The 15,419-nt window shown below is 67.9% G+C and carries 13 protein-coding genes; all 13 read right to left on the reverse strand.

The window, feature by feature from the left end:
* Nucleotides 1–116: 116 nt before the first annotated feature.
* A complete protein-coding gene (gene bchI / locus ACFQ4G_RS19980; protein ID WP_379040930.1) occupies nucleotides 117–1,169 on the reverse strand; it encodes a magnesium chelatase ATPase subunit I in 1,053 nt (350 codons plus the stop codon).
* 291 nt (nucleotides 1,170–1,460) lie between these two features.
* Nucleotides 1,461–2,678 (reverse strand): 5-aminolevulinate synthase, encoded by a 1,218-nt coding sequence (gene hemA / locus ACFQ4G_RS19985; protein WP_238205742.1) that lies wholly within the window; start codon nucleotides 2,676–2,678, stop codon nucleotides 1,461–1,463.
* 67 nt (nucleotides 2,679–2,745) lie between these two features.
* Nucleotides 2,746–3,663 carry a putative photosynthetic complex assembly protein PuhE gene (gene puhE, locus ACFQ4G_RS19990; protein WP_238205744.1) on the reverse strand — a complete coding sequence of 306 codons (918 nt, stop codon included), beginning with the start codon at nucleotides 3,661–3,663 and terminating at the stop codon, nucleotides 2,746–2,748.
* 11 nt (nucleotides 3,664–3,674) lie between these two features.
* Nucleotides 3,675–4,766: a magnesium-protoporphyrin IX monomethyl ester (oxidative) cyclase gene (acsF, locus tag ACFQ4G_RS19995; RefSeq protein ID WP_379040933.1), complete on the reverse strand. Its 1,092-nt coding sequence runs from the start codon at nucleotides 4,764–4,766 to the stop codon at nucleotides 3,675–3,677.
* Nucleotides 4,763–5,062: a hypothetical protein gene (locus ACFQ4G_RS20000; RefSeq protein WP_238205746.1), complete on the reverse strand. Its 300-nt coding sequence runs from the start codon at nucleotides 5,060–5,062 to the stop codon at nucleotides 4,763–4,765. The genes acsF and ACFQ4G_RS20000 overlap by 4 nt, the downstream gene beginning before the upstream one ends.
* Nucleotides 5,059–5,532 (reverse strand): photosynthetic complex assembly protein PuhC, encoded by a 474-nt coding sequence (gene puhC, locus ACFQ4G_RS20005; RefSeq protein WP_238205748.1) that lies wholly within the window; start codon nucleotides 5,530–5,532, stop codon nucleotides 5,059–5,061. Before puhC ends, ACFQ4G_RS20000 begins: the two co-directional genes overlap by 4 nt.
* Nucleotides 5,533–5,550: 18 nt before the next feature.
* Nucleotides 5,551–6,237: a photosynthetic complex putative assembly protein PuhB gene (gene puhB, locus ACFQ4G_RS20010; RefSeq protein ID WP_238205750.1), complete on the reverse strand. Its 687-nt coding sequence runs from the start codon at nucleotides 6,235–6,237 to the stop codon at nucleotides 5,551–5,553.
* Nucleotides 6,234–7,007 carry a photosynthetic reaction center subunit H gene (gene puhA, locus ACFQ4G_RS20015; RefSeq protein ID WP_238205752.1) on the reverse strand — a complete coding sequence of 258 codons (774 nt, stop codon included), beginning with the start codon at nucleotides 7,005–7,007 and terminating at the stop codon, nucleotides 6,234–6,236. Before puhA ends, puhB begins: the two co-directional genes overlap by 4 nt.
* Before the next feature lie 2 nt (nucleotides 7,008–7,009).
* On the reverse strand, nucleotides 7,010–8,470 hold the full coding sequence (locus tag ACFQ4G_RS20020) for a BCD family MFS transporter (protein WP_238205754.1): 1,461 nt from the start codon (nucleotides 8,468–8,470) through the stop codon (nucleotides 7,010–7,012).
* Nucleotides 8,467–9,207: a magnesium protoporphyrin IX methyltransferase gene (gene bchM / locus ACFQ4G_RS20025; RefSeq protein ID WP_238205756.1), complete on the reverse strand. Its 741-nt coding sequence runs from the start codon at nucleotides 9,205–9,207 to the stop codon at nucleotides 8,467–8,469. The genes ACFQ4G_RS20020 and bchM overlap by 4 nt, the downstream gene beginning before the upstream one ends.
* 16 nt (nucleotides 9,208–9,223) lie before the next feature.
* On the reverse strand, nucleotides 9,224–10,117 hold the full coding sequence (bchL, locus tag ACFQ4G_RS20030) for a ferredoxin:protochlorophyllide reductase (ATP-dependent) iron-sulfur ATP-binding protein (protein WP_238205757.1): 894 nt from the start codon (nucleotides 10,115–10,117) through the stop codon (nucleotides 9,224–9,226).
* Nucleotides 10,114–13,824 carry a magnesium chelatase subunit H gene (locus ACFQ4G_RS20035; RefSeq protein WP_238205760.1) on the reverse strand — a complete coding sequence of 1,237 codons (3,711 nt, stop codon included), beginning with the start codon at nucleotides 13,822–13,824 and terminating at the stop codon, nucleotides 10,114–10,116. Before ACFQ4G_RS20035 ends, bchL begins: the two co-directional genes overlap by 4 nt.
* On the reverse strand, nucleotides 13,799–15,418 hold the full coding sequence (gene bchB / locus ACFQ4G_RS20040; RefSeq protein WP_238205762.1) for a ferredoxin:protochlorophyllide reductase (ATP-dependent) subunit B: 1,620 nt from the start codon (nucleotides 15,416–15,418) through the stop codon (nucleotides 13,799–13,801). The genes ACFQ4G_RS20035 and bchB overlap by 26 nt, the downstream gene beginning before the upstream one ends.
* Nucleotide 15,419: the final 1 nt, after the last annotated feature.

Genomic DNA, 15,419 nt, shown 5'->3' on the forward strand with positions numbered 1-15,419 from the left:
GCGCACCGGCCCGGCCCCCGCCCGCAGCACGACGCCGCCGCATCCGTGCGGATCGGCGGCGACCAGCCGCGCGATGCGCAGGGCGCTGGTCCAGATCGCCGCGCCGCCGCCGTCCCTCACGACCCCAGAACCTCCTCCACTGCCCGCACGACCCGGGCGGTGGAGCCGGATTCGTCGAGCGGGTTGCGGCGCAGGCGGTGGCGCAGGGCGCTGGGGGCGACCTGCCGGAGATGGTCGATTCCCACCGTCTCGGCGCCGTCATAGGCGGCCAGCGCCCTGGCGGTGCGCATGAGCGTGAGTTCGCCGCGCAAGCCGTCTGTGCCCAAAGCGAGGCAGAGCCGGGCGGCAGCCTCCAGGGTCTCGTCGGGGACGTCGAGCGCCGACAGGCGCGCGCGGGCGGCGGTGAGGCGCTTCTGCAGCGCCCTGTCGGCCTTGGCGTAGCGGGCGCAGAACCCGGCCGGGTCGCGCTCGTAGGCGTCGCGCCGGCGCACCACGTCGATGCGGGTGGGCAGATCGGTGGGCGTCGTCACCTCCACGGCGAGGCCGAACCGGTCGAGGAGCTGGGGCCGCAACTCGCCCTCCTCCGGGTTGCCGCTGCCCACCAGCACGAACTTCGCCGGATGGCGCACGCTCAGGCCTTCGCGCTCGACGGTGTTCACGCCGGAGGCCGCGACGTCGAGGAGGAGATCGACGAGATGGTCGTCGAGGAGGTTGACCTCGTCGATATAGAGGAAGCCGCGATTTGCGCGTGCCAGCAGCCCCGGCTCGAACGCCTTCTCCCCGCGGGTCAGGGCGCGTTCGAGATCGAGGGCGCCCACCACCCGGTCCTCGGTGGCGCCGAGCGGCAGGTCCACCACCGGCACCGGCGCGAGATGGCTCTTTCGCGATGATGCATGAGTGGCGCAGTGCGGGCACGCGCCGGCGGGCTTGCCGGGATCGCAGGAATAGGGACAGCCGATCACGGCCTTCATCGGCGGCAGCAGGGCGGCGAGGCCCCGGATCGCCGTGGACTTGCCGGTGCCCCGGTCGCCGAAGACGAGGACGCCGCCCACGGACGGGTCCACCGCCGCGATCATCAGCGCCCGGCGCATCTCGTCCTGGCCGACGATGGCGGAGAATGGGAAGGTGGTCTGCGGCGTGGCTGAGGCCCGCTCCCGTTGCCTTCCCACCTCTACCTCATCCCGAGGAGCCGCGTCGGCGGCCGCAGAGGAGGGCTCCGGCGCCTCGGGATGTGAACGAGGATGGGATGTGAGAGAGGAGATTCGGGCCGTTCCGTTGACGATCATGGGCCTTCTCCCGCTGTCTCGACGCGTCGTGCGCATCACCCTCTCCCCTCTGCGGGAGAGGGTGGCCCGCGAATGCGGGTCGGGAGAGGGAAACGCCGGTTCCGGAGAGGTCGCCCCCTCTCCCGCCTGCTCCGCAGGCACCCTCCCCCTCGAAGGGGGGAGGGTTCTTTGTTCTTATTCCGCTGCCGCCTGCTCGACGCCCATCCGCGTCCAGATCGCGGCCAGCGCCCCGACGAGATGCTCGATATCGGCATCCGAATGCAGCGGCGACGGGGTGATGCGCAGGCGCTCGGTCCCGCGCGGCACGGTGGGATAGTTGATCGGCTGGACGTAGATACCGAACTCGTCGAGCAGCGTGTCGCTGATCGCCTTGCACAGGACGGGGTCGCCGACCATCACCGGCACGATGTGGCTGTCGTTGGGGAGATAGGGGATGCCGGCGGCGTCGAGCCGGGCGCGCACCTGGGCGACACGCTGTTGATGGCGCTCGCGCTCGATCCCGCTGGCCTTGAGGTGGCGGATGCTCGCCGCCGCGCCGGCCGCCACCGCCGGCGGCAGCGAGGTGGTGAAGATGAAGCCGGAGGCGAAGCTGCGGACGAAGTCGCAGAGCCTGGCCGAGCCGGTGATGTAGCCGCCATGCACCGCGAAGGCCTTGCCGAGCGTGCCCTCGATGACGTCGAGGCGGTGGGCGAGACCCTCGCGCTCCGAGATGCCGCCGCCGCGCGGGCCGTAAAGCCCCACCGCATGGACCTCGTCGAGATAGGTCAGCGCGCCATGCGCCTCGGCCACGTCGCAGATCTCGGCGATGGGGGCGATGTCGCCGTCCATGGAATAGACCGACTCGAAGGCCACCAGCTTCGGCCGCGACGGGTCGATCATGCGGAGCTTGCGGTCCAGGTCCTCCGGGTCGTTGTGGCGGAAGATGTGACGCTCGGCGCGGGACGCCTTGATGCCCTCGATCATCGAGGCGTGGTTCTCGGCGTCCGACAGCACGACGCAGCCCGGCAGCTTGCCGGCGAGCGTCCCGAGCGCCGCCCAGTTCGAGACGTAGCCGGAGGTGAAGAGCAGGGCCGCCTCCTTGCGGTGGAGGTCGGCGAGCTCGTTCTCCAGAAGCACGTGGTAATGATTGGTGCCGGAGATGTTGCGGGTGCCTCCCGCTCCCGCGCCGCAGCGGTCGAGGGCCTCGTGCATGGCGTCGAGCACCACCGGGTTCTGGCCCATGCCGAGATAGTCGTTGGAGCACCACACCGTCACCGGGCGCTGACCGCCCGGGCTGTGATGGGTGGCGTGGGGGAAGCTGCCGTTCTGACGCTCGAGATCGGTGAAGACGCGGTAGCGGCCCTCGCGATGGAGACCGGACAAGGCATCACCGAAGAAGTCTTCGTAGTTCATGGCCGTCCCCTTCCCTGTGGATCGCGATGTTTCGCGTTGGCTGCTCGAGACTCGTCTCATCGGAGCGTCAGAGAGCGTTCCCTCCCCCCTCCGCGGGGGAAGGTGGCCCTCGCGTGAGCGAGGGGCGAGAGAGAGGAAGCACCTCTCCGGAAAAGCTCGTGCCGACTCCCCTCGCGCCTGTCTTGCAGGCACTCTCCCCGGCATAGGGGAGAGGTTTCGTGGTGCCGGTGGCCTTCGGGAGGCTCCAGGCCCACAGGGCCGCCGAGGGCAGCGGCAGCATCAGGAAGCCGTGCTCCAGGGTCGCCAGCGCCATCATCGTCGTGATGATCGTGAAGCCGGCGATCTCGTGGGCGCCGATCCCCTCGCCCAGCGCCGCCTGGGCGAGCAGGATCGTGACCAGCGTGGCGATGCCCACCGAGAACGGGAACAGCGCGTTCATGCGCCGGTTCTTGAGGAAGCAGGAGAGGTAGCCGAGGCGTTCGGGCAGGAACTCGGCATTGAGGTTGCGGACGCCCAGGAACATGTTGAGCCGCGCCGAGAGGTTCATTCCCCACAGGATCAGGTAGGTCCACAGGGCGAACCGGTTGGGCTGGCCCCAGGTCATCGCGAGGATGCCGGCCATTCCGGCGACGATCGCCGCCTCGTGCCACAGGCTGGTGGCGGCCGCCGCCCGGAACAGGGCAAAACCCTTCGTCTCCGGCGGACAGCCGGTTTTGCGCGGCCCCGCGACGTAGCCCATGTAGTAGCTCATCTCCTGCCAGCCCCAGACGAGGAGCGCGCCGGTGAAGGCCACGTAGGCGCCCGTCTCGCTGGAATCTCCGGCGCTGGCGCCGATGGCGTAGAGCGCTCCCACCAGGACCAGCGTGCCGGCCGCCATGCTCCAGGGATGGGTATGGCGGGGGCGGTGATCGAGGAGGAGGATGAGTCCGGTGGAGAACCACCAGATCAGCACCGCATAGAGCGCGGGAACGGCGTAGGCGGCCATCCTCCCGCGTCCTACCAGACCGGCTCGAGGCGGATTTCGGCGGGCATCGGGTTGTCGATGGTCGGCAGCGCGTAGAGGCGGACGAAGTTCACCGCCGAGGCCGCGATCCAGGCCCCCTGCTTGATCCTGCCGACGATCCCGCCCTGCGCCTTGGCGTCGGCGAGCTTGTTGGAGCAGACCAGGAGCCGGTCGAGGGTCGCCTTGAACTTCGGGTTGTCGAGATCGAGGGTGAGCGGGAAGGTCTGTTTCGAGATATCGGAGGTGATCCGGAACACCTTGAAATCGTAGTCGGTGGGATCGACCCCCAGCGCCTTGTGGAAATGCGGCCGGCAATGGTCGCGCACATACATCGTGGCGAAGACCGCGAGCAGGAAGAACTTGATCCAGTAGCGGTTGATTCCCGAGGTCAGCTTCGGGTTGGCGCGCATGAGCAGGGCGAAGGCCTCGCCGTGGCGGAACTCGTCGTTGCACCACTTCTCGAACCATTTGAAGATCGGGTGGAAACGCTTGTCGGGGTTGCGTTCCAATTCGCGGAAGATGGTGATGTAGCGGGCGTAGCCGATCTTCTCGGAGAGGTAGGTGGCGTAGAAGATGAACTTCGGCCGGAAGAAGGTGTACTTCTTCGACTTGGTGAGAAATCCCAGATCGACGCCGATGCCGAAATCCTTGAGCACGTCGTTGATGAAGCCGGCATGGCGGGCCTCGTCGCGGCTCATGAAGCCGAACAGCTCGCGGATGTCGGGATTCTTGGCCCGCTTCCTCATCTCGGCGTAGAGCACGCAGCCCGAGAATTCGGCGGTGATCGACGAGACGAGGAAGTCCATGAACTCCTTGCGCAGGTCCGGGTCGAGGCCGGACATGTCGAGGTCGAAATCCTCGTTGCGGATGAAGTGGCGCTTGTTCGGGTCGGCGCGCAGTTCGGCGATCAGGATGTCCCACTGCTTGCGCACGGGCTCGACATCGGTGCGGTCGAGTTCCTCGAAATCCGTGGTGTAGAAGCGCGGCGAGAGGAAGGTCGTCTCCTGGGCAGCCTTGGTACCCTCGTTCATCGGCAGCTTGGGCGTGAAGACCTTCGGATTCTGATGCTGGATCGAGACGTTCACAGGCGCCTCCTCTCTGAGAAGCTGACTTCGTAGAGTTCGGTGAGCTCGAAATTGCCGGCGAACTTGGTCCAGAGCCGCTCCAGGGTGCCGGCACGGGTGACCGTGGCGGTGCGGCGGACCACGAGGCGCTCGCCGTAGGGCACGGAGGTCGGCGCGTCGTGGACCTGGACCTCGTCGCCGGGTTCGATCTCGAACGTGGCGTCCAGGGTCACGTGGGCGTGGAGCGTCTCGGGAGTCTGCTCGATCTCGACGGTGCAGGGCACGTCGACGATGCGTCGTCCGAACCAGGCGCTCATCGGGCGGCTCCGCTATCGGCGAGCCTCGTCTCGGGGAGCAGCCTGGTGAAGGCCGCGAAGTTCGACGGGCCGAAGGCGCCGAGATTGACGGCGCGGCCGGTGGTCGGGTCGGAGAGTTCGAGGCCGCCATCCGTGAAGCGCGTCAGGCGGAAGGGCTCCTCGCGGCCCAGACCGGCGCGCAGGCGGGCCTGTCCGAAGCCGCGCAGGGTTGCGCGGACGAAATTGTCCTGGCCGGGCTCGACGGTGGCGATGATCGCCTGGGTCCGGGCATCCCTGATGACGATGGCGCCATCGGAACGGTCCTCCGGGTTCAGGTCGACGGACCGGACGATTCCGGCCGGCGGCATCTGCGAGAGGCCGATCCCCTCGCTGCGGCCGACCCCCACCACGATCGTCACGAAACCCATGAGCCCGAGTGCCCCGAAGATCAGCGGTCGTGGAATCCGGGCGGCATCAGCCTTCGCCGTCATCGCGTCTCCTCCCTGAATTCAACTCGCGTTGGCCAGGCGCGGCGGGCGAACCGGCCTTTGCCGCGCGACCACCATAGGAGTCGCAGTTTCCTCCGTTGTGTCAAGTCTGGTTGACAGTGCACGAGCAAGGATTCCGGCGGCGATCTTCGCATCCGGGATCGATCGCATCATCGGCTCGGGGTTCGTGACGGCCCACGGCCGGGCATGGGGCCAGAGATGGAGGTAGGCGACGCGGTTGCCCTTGCGCAGCTGTAAAGGCAGGTCGCCACTCCCATCCGTAAACACCTTGCATCCGGCACCCTCGATCAGCGCGAAGGGCAGGTTGAGGGTCATGGGCAGGGCGATGCCCAGACGCATCACCACCCGGCGGTTGGTGATGGTGTAGGTGGTCGAGCGAGCCGAGAGCCAGCCGAGGAGGGCGAGGAGGGCGACCCCCCCGGTGCCGACGAGGAGGGTCGGTCCGGCGAGGAGCGCGGCCTGCCCGAATGCTCCCTCGGCGAGCGGCGGGATCGCCGCCCACAGGGCCAGCCCGACGAACCAGAGCCCGACGAGGCGGATATGCAGCGCCCGGACGGCGATGCCGAAGCCGGAAGGGCGGCCCTGCCAGAGAATGTGCTCGCCGGCGGGCAGCGGTGCGGGCAGGCCGGGCGGCGCGTCGAAGGCGTTGGCGGGCACGCCGAGGGAGGATTTGGCGGCGCGGCTCATAGGAACGGCTCCTGACGCTCGGGGGTGGCGTATAGGGTGCCGGCGCCGAAGAAGGCCATGATCCGCTCCTCCTCGTAGAGGGTCACCGAATCGGGGTCTTTCTGACCGGGGATGTCGGCGAACTGATGGGCGAGCAGGGCCTCGGTCTTCACCGTGCGCGAGAACCGCCCGGTCCGGCAGAAGGTGTTGGGCATCAGCACCCGGCGCCCGCCCGAGCCGAGCTCGACCTCGATGTAGCGGACCATCGATTCGCCGCGGTCGATCCAGAGGTCGGTGACCGTGCCGGCCACCTGCCGGTCGGCACCGAACACGGTCATGCCGATCGGGTTCGGGCCGTCCTCGTGGACGACGAAGTGCTCGGCGACCCGGAGGGGGACGATCCGCTTCTCGTCGTCCCATGTCCGGTCATGATGGTCGTCGCGATCCGCGTATGAACCGGGTCCGATCCGGTCATGAAGGCCGTCGGAATCCGGTTCCATCGGGGCGCCCGGCCAGACCTCGCGCTTGTGGCCCTGGTAGTTCCAGGCGGGCTGCATGTCGGTCTGCGGGGCGTGCTTCACGAGGCCGTTGGAGAGCAGGAACTGCTTCGGGCTCGGGATCAGGATCGGGTCGGGCCGCTTCAGGCGCCCGGCGGCCTCGCTCTCCAGCGGGTAGCCTTCCCGCCGGTCCTCCTGGCGGAGATAGAAGACGAGGCCTGCGAAGAAGATCCAGAACGCATAGAGCACGACTTGGGCGACATCGACATAGCCCGTGATTTCACCTCTTGGCATGATCAGGCTCCTTGGCGGGAAACGGGGTTCGGCAGGAGGGCGCGCGCCTCTCTGACGAGAGGGCGGCTTTCTCGAAGGGTGGTATCGCGAACGAGGGGGCCGATCGCGAGAAGCGTCGCGAAAAGCAGTGCGATCTCAATGTGGTAGACGATGAGGTAGCCCACCGACGGGTCGCTCATGGCCTCTCCCAGCGCACCGGAGGCGGCGAGGCTCGAGCCGACGTCCCGCAGGATGCCGCTCGCGGCGATGGCGATGCCGGCCGCACTGGCCTGGACCGCGCCCCAGGCGCCGAGGGCCAGCCCGGTATCCTCGGGGCCGGCCTTCGCCATCGAGGCGGTGAGCGTGCCGTGGGCGAACAGCCCGCCGCCGAGGCCGATCAGGGTGACGCCCGTGGCGAAGAGCTGGGCCGAGGCGAGCGGAGCGGCGAAGATCACCGCCGAAAAAGCGCCGATCCCGACGACGCTTCCCGCGGCCGCAACCCGGAACGGATCCCCCCCCCGGTTCAGCCACCGCGCGGCGAACAGCAATCCGAGCCCGCCGCCGGCCGCCAGCATCGCGGTCAGGGCCGTGGTGGCGGCCACCGGCAAGTGCAGGATCTGGCCGCCATAGGGTTCGAGCAGGATGTCCTGCATCGAGAAGGCGGCGGTGCCGAGGCCCGTGGCCACGAGGCGTCGGCGCGCCAGGCCGCTCCCGGCATAGGCAGCCCATGATTGCGAGAAGCTCGGGCGCGGCAGGTCTTTCGCCGTTCTGCCTGGCTGCCGCGCCTCCTGCTTCCACAGGGCGATGCCGTTGAGGATCACGGTGACGACGGCGGCGCCCTGGATCACCTGAATCAGCCGGAGCGCGGAGAAGTTGGCGAGGGCGACGCCGAAGACGATGGCGCTGACCATCATGCCGACGAGAAGCATCGCGCAAAGGAGCGCCACCACCCTCGGTCGGGCATGGGCGGGAGCGAGATCGGTGGCGAGCGCCAAGCCGACGGTCTGGGTGGTGTGCAGGCCTGCACCGACCATGACGAAGGCCAAAGCCGCTGCCACGTGGCCCGGCCAAGCCGGCCCGGTGGTGTCGCCGGACAGGATCAGCAAAGAGAATGGCATGATGGCGAGGCCGCCGAACTGCAGCAGCGTCCCGAACCAGATATAGGGCACCCGGCGCCACCCGAGCACTGAGCGGTGCGTGTCCGAGCGGAAGCCGACCAACGCCCGCAGCGGCGCGAAGATCAGCGGCAGCGACAGCATCACGGCCACGATCCAGGCCGGGACGTTGAGCTCGACGATCATTACCCTGTTCAGCGTGCCGATGAGGAGCACCGCCGCCATCCCCACCGTCACCTGGAACAGCGACAGCCGCAGTAGCCGGCCGAGGGGCAGTTCCGGAGTGGCCGCATCGGCGAACGGCAGGAACGGCATGATACCGGGGCCGAGGCGCGTGAGGAGGCGGGCGGTGATGTCGGCGGGTTTCATCGGGTCCGCTCCGGCTTCTCCCCGCAAGGCGGAGGAGAGGCCCGCGTCAACTCGATGGCGTTGGAGAGATAGAAGCCGCTGTTGACACGCTGCGTTCGTCCCACCGCGAAACCGGCGAGCGCCGCTTCCCTGCCGATGCGGCGGCGTAGCCCTCCCTCGGTGACGGGGACGATGGCCGGGGCCCGGTCGCCGCGGGGGAAGAAACGGCCGGCCGCGTGCATGAGGGTGAGAAGCGCGGTTCGCGGCGCCACCGTGAAGACCAGCGAACCGTCGGTGCGCAGGCCGAGTTCGGCGAGCGCCCGAGTGATGTCGGCGGCGCTGTAATGGATCAGGGAATCCATCGCCACCACGTGGTCGAAGCGACCGAGCCAGGGATCGAGCATGTCGCCGACACGGAAGTCGATGCGGTCCGGGCCGAGGATCTCGATGCTGCGTTCCCGCGCCAGACCCACCAGGGTCGGCGAGACGTCGATAGCCACCACCTCGGCCCCGCGCCTCGCGGCCTCGACGCTCAGAGCCCCGGTGCCGCAGCCAGCGTCCAACACACGCTTGCCGGTAAGATCGTCGGGTAGCCAGGAGAGCAGGTTCGCCCGCATGGCGTCGCGGCCCGCTCGTACCGTGGCGCGGATCTTCGAGACCGGTGCATCCGAGGTCAGGCGTGCCCAGGCCTCGACGGCGGTGCGGTCGAAATAGGTGGTGAGCTGCGAGCGGCGCTCGACGTAGCTTGCCTCGGCCATAGGTCGACCCTCTTCTTCAATCGAACCCGAGGAATTCGAACAGGTCGCGGTCCTTCATCGGCATCGCCGAGAGCGGCTTGCCGCCGGCCCAGAGATGCGCGGCGAGCCGCATGTACTCGTCGGTGACCGCGATCAGCTCGGGCGTCGGCTCCATCTCGAACAGAGTCGATTTCTTCAGGCGCGAGCGCCGGACCACGTCGAGATCGGGGAAATGGGCGATGCGCTCCAGGCCAACGGCGGCGTTGAAACGGTCGATCTCGTCGGTCTTGGCCGAGCGGTTGGCGATGACGCCGCCAAGGCGCACCGGATAGTTCTTCGACTTCGAATGGATCGCGGCCACGATCCGGTTCATCGCAAAGATCGAGTCGAAGTCGTTTGCGGTGACGATGAGCGCCTGATCGGCATGCTGGAGCGGCGAGGCGAAGCCGCCGCAGACGACATCGCCGAGTACGTCGAAGATGACGACGTCGGTATCCTCTAGAAGGTGATGCTCTTTGAGGAGCTTCACGGTCTGGCCGACCACGTAGCCACCGCAGCCGGTACCGGCGGGCGGGCCGCCGGCCTCGACGCACATGACGCCGTTATAGCCCTCGGCGACGAAATCCTCGATGCGCAGCTCTTCGGAATGGAACTGCACCGCCTCCAGGGCATCGATCACCGTGGGGGCGAGGCGCTTCGTCAGGGTGAAGGTCGAATCGTGCTTCGGATCGCAACCGATCTGGAGGACGCGCTTGCCGAGCTTCGAGAAGGCCACCGACAGGTTCGACGAAGTGGTCGACTTGCCGATACCGCCCTTGCCGTAGACGGCGAAGACCTTCGCCGTGCCGATCTTCACAGCCGGGTCGAGCTCGACCTGGAGGCTTCCTTCCTCGCGTCTCGCGACGACGGGATTTCGGATGGCGATGTTCATGCGGCGACCCCTGCGGTGATGCCTTCGAGACGGTCTTCCAGTTCCTCCTCGGCGCGGTCGAGCGCATCGCGCGTCTCCGCGTCGGGGGTCCAGAAGCCACGTTGATGCGCCTCGATCAGCCGGTGTGCGACCTTGGCCGAGGCGGTCGGGTTGAGTGCGGCCATGCGCTCGCGCATAGCCGGATCGAGGACGTAGGTTTCGGTGATGCGCTGGTAGATCCAGGGCGCGACGGCGTTGGACGTGGCCGACCAGCCCATCGTATTGGTGAGATGCGCCTCGATCTGGCGGACGCCCTCGTAGCCATGGCCGAGCATGCCCTCGGTCCATTTCGGATTCAGCATCCTGGTGCGGGTCTCAAGGGAAACCTGCTCCTCCAGAGACCGGACTTTGCCCTCGCCCCGAGTCTGGTCGCTGATGAAGATCGGGACCGCCTCGCCCCTGGCGCGGGCCACCGCCCGGCCCATCCCGCCGAGACCGTCGAAGTAATGGTCGACGGAGGTGACGCCGACTTCCACCGAATCGAGGTTCTGATAGGCGAGGTCGACCTTGGCGAGTACGCTGCTCATCAGCGCGCGCTGGGCTGTCGGCGCGCCGGTGCGGCCGTAGGCGAAAGACTTGCGGCGCGAGAAGGTCTCGCTGATCTCGTCCTCGTCCTCCCACCGGCCGGATTCGACGAGGTTGTTGACGTTGGCGCCGTAGGTGCCCTCGGCGTTGGAGAAGACACGTAGCGCCGCCGTTTCCATGTCGATGCCGTGCTCTTCCATATGGGCGAGCGCATGCTTGCGGACGAAGTTCCGGTCGGACGGCTCGTCGGCGATCGCGGCGAGGTAGGAGGCTTCCGCCAGCAGCTTGGTCTGGAGCGGCAGCAGGTCACGGAAGATGCCGGAGAGAGTGACGACCACGTCGATGCGCGGGCGGCCGAGTTCTTCGAGGGGGATGAGCGTCGCACCGCAGAGGCGGCCGTAGCCGTCGAAGCGTGGGCCCGCGCCGATCAGGGCCAGGGCCTGGGCGATCGGGCCGCCCTCGCTCTTCAGGTTGTCGGTGCCCCATAGGACCAGAGCGATACTTTCCGGCAGGGGCGCGCCCTCGTCGGCGTAGCGGGCGAGAATGCGGGCGACCTGCCTGGTACCGTCGGCCACGGCGAAGGCCGAGGGCAGGCGGTAGGGGTCGAAGCCGTGGATGTTGCGGCCCGTGGGCAGCACCGCCGGGTTGCGCAGCAGGTCGCCGCCGGCCACGGGGGCGATGAAGCGGCCGTCCAGGGCGCGCAGCAGGGCCGGGACCTCATGGTCCATTGCCAGCAGGGAATCGGTCTCGCGCAAGCTCGCGAAGGCGCTGCGATGCTCGTCGTCGAGGGGGAAGCCTGCGGCTAGAAGCGCGTGGTCGATCGCCGCTCCGGCCACCAGGGCCTCGATGCCGGCGCGGTCGGGCCGAAGTCCGCTGGAGGATTCCGCCAGGGCGAGCAGCAGGTCGATCCGCTCCTCCGTTGGCGTGCCCTGCCCGACCACGTGCATGCCGTGCGGGATCAGTGTGTGTTCGAGTTCGCTGATGGCGAGCCCGAGAGCCAGAACCTTCGCGGAGAGGTCTTCCGACCAGGCCGGCTCGGCGGCAACGAGGTCGAGGCCAGCGGCCTGCGCCTGGATCATCTGGCCGAGGTCGCGGCGCTCGGCCTCCGACTCCGGTTCCAGCCCGCGCCAGCGCTCGATCGAGGCCTTCAGGTCGATGAGCCCGCGATAGAGCCCGGCTTGGGCGAGACTCGGTGTCAGATAGCTCACCATGGTCGCGGCCGAGCGTCGCTTGGCGATCATCCCTTCGGACGGGTTGTTGGCCGCGTAGAGATAGATGTTGGGCAGGGCGCCGATCAGCCTCTCGGGCCAGCACGATTCGGACAGCCCGGTCTGCTTGCCGGGCATGAATTCGAGCGCCCCGTGGGTGCCGAAATGCAGCACGGCATCGGCGCGGAAATCCTCGTGGAGGTAGCGGTAGAAGGCAGAGAAAGCGTGCGTCGGTGCAAAGCCTCGCTCGAACAGCAGCCGCATCGGGTCACCCTCGTAGCCGAAGCCGGGCTGCACGCCGACGAAGACGTTGCCGAACTGCGCGCCGAGTACGAAGATCTGCGAGCCGTTGCTGTTCTGGCGTCCCGGTGCGGGCCCCCATTGCGCCTCGATCTCGGCGAGGTGACGCTCGCGGCGGACATGGTCGTCGGCCTGGATGCGGTGATGGACGTTGGCGTTAGTGCCGAAACGGGCGGCATTGCCGGCGAGCACCGCATTGCGCAGGTCGTCCACGGTCTCGGGCACGGCGACGTCGTAGCCATCGGCCTTCAGGCCCTTCAGCGTGTTGTGGAGAGACTGATAGACCGAGAGGAACGCGGCGGTGCCGATGCTGCCGGCATTCGGGGGAAAGCCGAACAAGACTACTGCGAGCTTGCGTTCGGCCTTCGCCTTCCTGCGCAGGGAGACGAGGCGCTCGACGCGGGAGGCCAGCATATCGGCCCGCTCGGGATGGACGCTCATGTCGCGCGCATTCGCGCCGAGAGATTGGCTCGACCGTCCGCCGAACACCATGGGCGCGGTGGCGCCGTCGAGTTCGGGGATCGCCACCATCATCGTGGCCTCGACCGGCGAGAGGCCGCGATCAGAGGCTTCCCATTGCTCCACGCTCTGGAATTCGAGGGCGTGGGCGGCGAGGTAGGGCACGTCGAGGCCGCGCAGGGTTTCCTCGGCGGCGGAGGCATCGTTGTAGGCTGGCCCACCCACCAGGGAGAACCCGGTCAGCGAGACGAGGGCGTCGATGCACGGGCGCCCGTCGCGGTGGAAAAAGGCCTCCACCGCCGGCCGGTTGTCGAGGCCGCTAGCGAAGGCTGGCACCACGGCAAGGCCGCGCGCCTCCAGGGCCGCGATGACGCCATCGTAATGCGCGGTGTTCCCGGCGAGGACGTAGGACCGCATCACGAGCAGGCCGACGCGGCCCTTGATGGTGGCCGATGGACACGGCAGGCGCGAGAGATCCTCGCCGATCCTGCCCTTCATTCGGGGATGGTAAAGACCGGTTTCCGGGTAGCTCAGGGGTGGCGGCGCGGCGGCGATCAGGCGCCAGCCCTCGCGCGGGCCAGCGGCGTAGCGGCCGACGAGAAAGCGGACCAGACTGGCGATGTTCTCGTCCGAACCTGAAAGCCAGTATTGCAGGGTGAGGAAGTAGGCCCGCACATCCTGAGCCGAGCCGGGGATGAAGCGGAGGATCTTGGGGAGCCGGCGGATCATTGCCATCTGACGGGCGCCGTTACCCTGTGCGCCCTGCTTGCCGCGCAGCTTCTTCAGGAAATCCAAGGCGCCGCGCTTGGTGCCATCCATGTCGAAGCGGTTGAGGCGCGTGGTCCTCACGACTTCGGCGGCCGAGAGGCAGCCGATCATGGCGTCGCAATGGGGCCGGCGCGCCAGCAGGGACGGCAGGATGGCGCGGACGTGCTCGTCCATGAACAGCATCGTCGAGAGCACGATGTCGGCGCTCGCGATGTCTGCCTTGCAGGCGGCGAGCGCGGAGGGAGAGGTGTCCCATTCGGCAGCAGCATGGAAGCCGAGGATGAGCCCCGGCATCTCGTCGTGGAGCCGCCGTCGGGCACGCTCGAGGGCGCTCGCCATGTGATTGTCCATCGTCACGACGACGATGCGGAGGGTCGGACGCTCAGCGCCCGAAATGCGCTTTGGCATCGTACAGCGTCTCGACAGTGATGAGGGAGAGCGCGCGCTCGCGGGCGAACCGTTCAGTGTTGGCGCGGGCCTTCCCGCGCACGAAGAAAGGTATCTTTTTCAGTTCCTTCTCGGCGGAGGCATCCCAGATCGAGATCCCCTCCCCTTTGTCGTCAGGTATGGGAACGATGCGGACAGCCGCCTCGGCGGGGTGCCCAGCCACTTGCGGCTTCTCTTTATCGTCGAGGAGAGATCGCTCGACCTGGGTCGCCGGAGAGCCGGCGCCATGCCGCGTCAGGTGGGATGGCGCGGCGTCGGCGTGAAATTCGTGATCCTCACGGAACATGCCGATGAGATGCTCCTCGAGCCCCATCATCAGCGGGTGCACCCAGGTGTCGAACAGGACGTTGGCCCCCTCGAACCCCATCTGCGGCGAGTGCCGGGCGGGGAAATCCTGGACGTGGATGGGGGCCGAGATCACCGCGCAGGGAATGCCCAGTCGCTTGGCGATGTGGCGCTCCATCTGGGTTCCGAGCACCAGTTCGGCGGTGGCCGCCTGGATCGCCGCCTCCACGTCGAGATAATCGTCGGTGACGAGGGCCTCGATGCCGTGGAGCGCTGCTTCGGCCCGGATCTCGCGGGCGAATTCTCGGGTATAGGTGCCCAGACCGACGACCTTGAACCCGAGTTCGGTGGCGGCGACCCGGGCGGCGGCGAGTGCGTGGGTGGCATCGCCGAAGATGAAGACGCGTTTCCCGGTCAGATAGGTCGAATCGACCGAGCGCGAGTACCAGGGCAGCCGCGATGGCGCGCCGGCGAGCACCGGGGCGGGATCGATGCCGGCGACGGCCGCCACCTCCTCCACGAACCGGACCGTCGCGGCGACGCCGATCGGCACGGTCTCGACCATAGGCTGGCCGAATGTCTTCTGAAGGTACTGCGCGGCCGCCCGGGCGATCTCGGGATAGAGCACCACATTGAAATCGGCCTCGCCGAGGCGTCCGAGATCGGACGGGCTGGCGCCGAGTGGTGCCACCACGTTCACGTCGATGCCGAGCCGCTCGATCAGACTCCTGATCTCCACGAGATCGTCGCGATGGCGGAACCCGAGGGCGGTCGGACCGAGAATATTGCAGAGCGGCCGTCGTCCATCCCTGCCTGCGGGCTCGGCCCCCGTCACGGACAGAGCCCGCACCAGCCGATAGAAAGTCTCCGATGCGCCCCAATTCTCTTTCTTCTGGTAGGCTGGGAGTTCGAGGGGGATGACCGGGATCGGCAGGGCGAGGGCCTTTGCGAGGCCGCCGGGATCATCCTGGATCAGCTCGGCGGTGCAGGATGCGCCGACGATCATCGCCTCGGGCTGGAACCTCTCATAGGCCTGAGCGACCGCATTCTTGAAGATCTCGGCAGTGTCCGAGCCGAGGTCGCGCGCCTGAAAGGTGGTGTAGGTCACGGGCGGGCGGGCATCGCGGCGCTCGATCATCGTGAACAGTAGATCGGCATAGGTATCGCCCTGGGGGGCGTGCAGCACGTAGTGCAGGCCGCTCATGGCGGTGGCGACGCGCAGGGCGCCGATATGAGGTGGTCCCTCGTAGGTCCAGATGGTGAGCTGCATC

Origin of the sequence: Methylobacterium marchantiae (assembly GCF_042679825.1) — a bacterium.
In the GTDB taxonomy this organism is placed as follows: domain Bacteria; phylum Pseudomonadota; class Alphaproteobacteria; order Rhizobiales; family Beijerinckiaceae; genus Methylobacterium; species Methylobacterium marchantiae.

Bases quoted from the DNA above. Each gene is read 5' to 3' on its own strand.
- hemA (WP_238205742.1), bottom strand. From the start codon at position 2,678: ATGAACTACGAAGACTTCTTCGGTGATGCCTTGTCCGGTCTCCATCGC.
- puhE (WP_238205744.1), bottom strand. From the start codon at position 3,663: ATGGCCGCCTACGCCGTTCCCGCGCTCTATGCGGTGCTGATCTGGTGG.
- ACFQ4G_RS20000 (WP_238205746.1), bottom strand. From the start codon at position 5,062: ATGAGCGCCTGGTTCGGACGACGCATCGTCGACGTGCCCTGCACCGTC.
- puhC (WP_238205748.1), bottom strand. From the start codon at position 5,532: ATGACGGCGAAGGCTGATGCCGCCCGGATTCCACGACCGCTGATCTTC.
- puhB (WP_238205750.1), bottom strand. From the start codon at position 6,237: ATGAGCCGCGCCGCCAAATCCTCCCTCGGCGTGCCCGCCAACGCCTTC.
- puhA (WP_238205752.1), bottom strand. From the start codon at position 7,007: ATGCCAAGAGGTGAAATCACGGGCTATGTCGATGTCGCCCAAGTCGTG.
- ACFQ4G_RS20020 (WP_238205754.1), bottom strand. From the start codon at position 8,470: ATGAAACCCGCCGACATCACCGCCCGCCTCCTCACGCGCCTCGGCCCC.
- bchM (WP_238205756.1), bottom strand. From the start codon at position 9,207: ATGGCCGAGGCAAGCTACGTCGAGCGCCGCTCGCAGCTCACCACCTAT.
- bchL (WP_238205757.1), bottom strand. From the start codon at position 10,117: ATGAACATCGCCATCCGAAATCCCGTCGTCGCGAGACGCGAGGAAGGA.
- ACFQ4G_RS20035 (WP_238205760.1), bottom strand. From the start codon at position 13,824: ATGCCAAAGCGCATTTCGGGCGCTGAGCGTCCGACCCTCCGCATCGTC.
- bchB (WP_238205762.1), bottom strand. From the start codon at position 15,418: ATGCAGCTCACCATCTGGACCTACGAGGGACCACCTCATATCGGCGCC.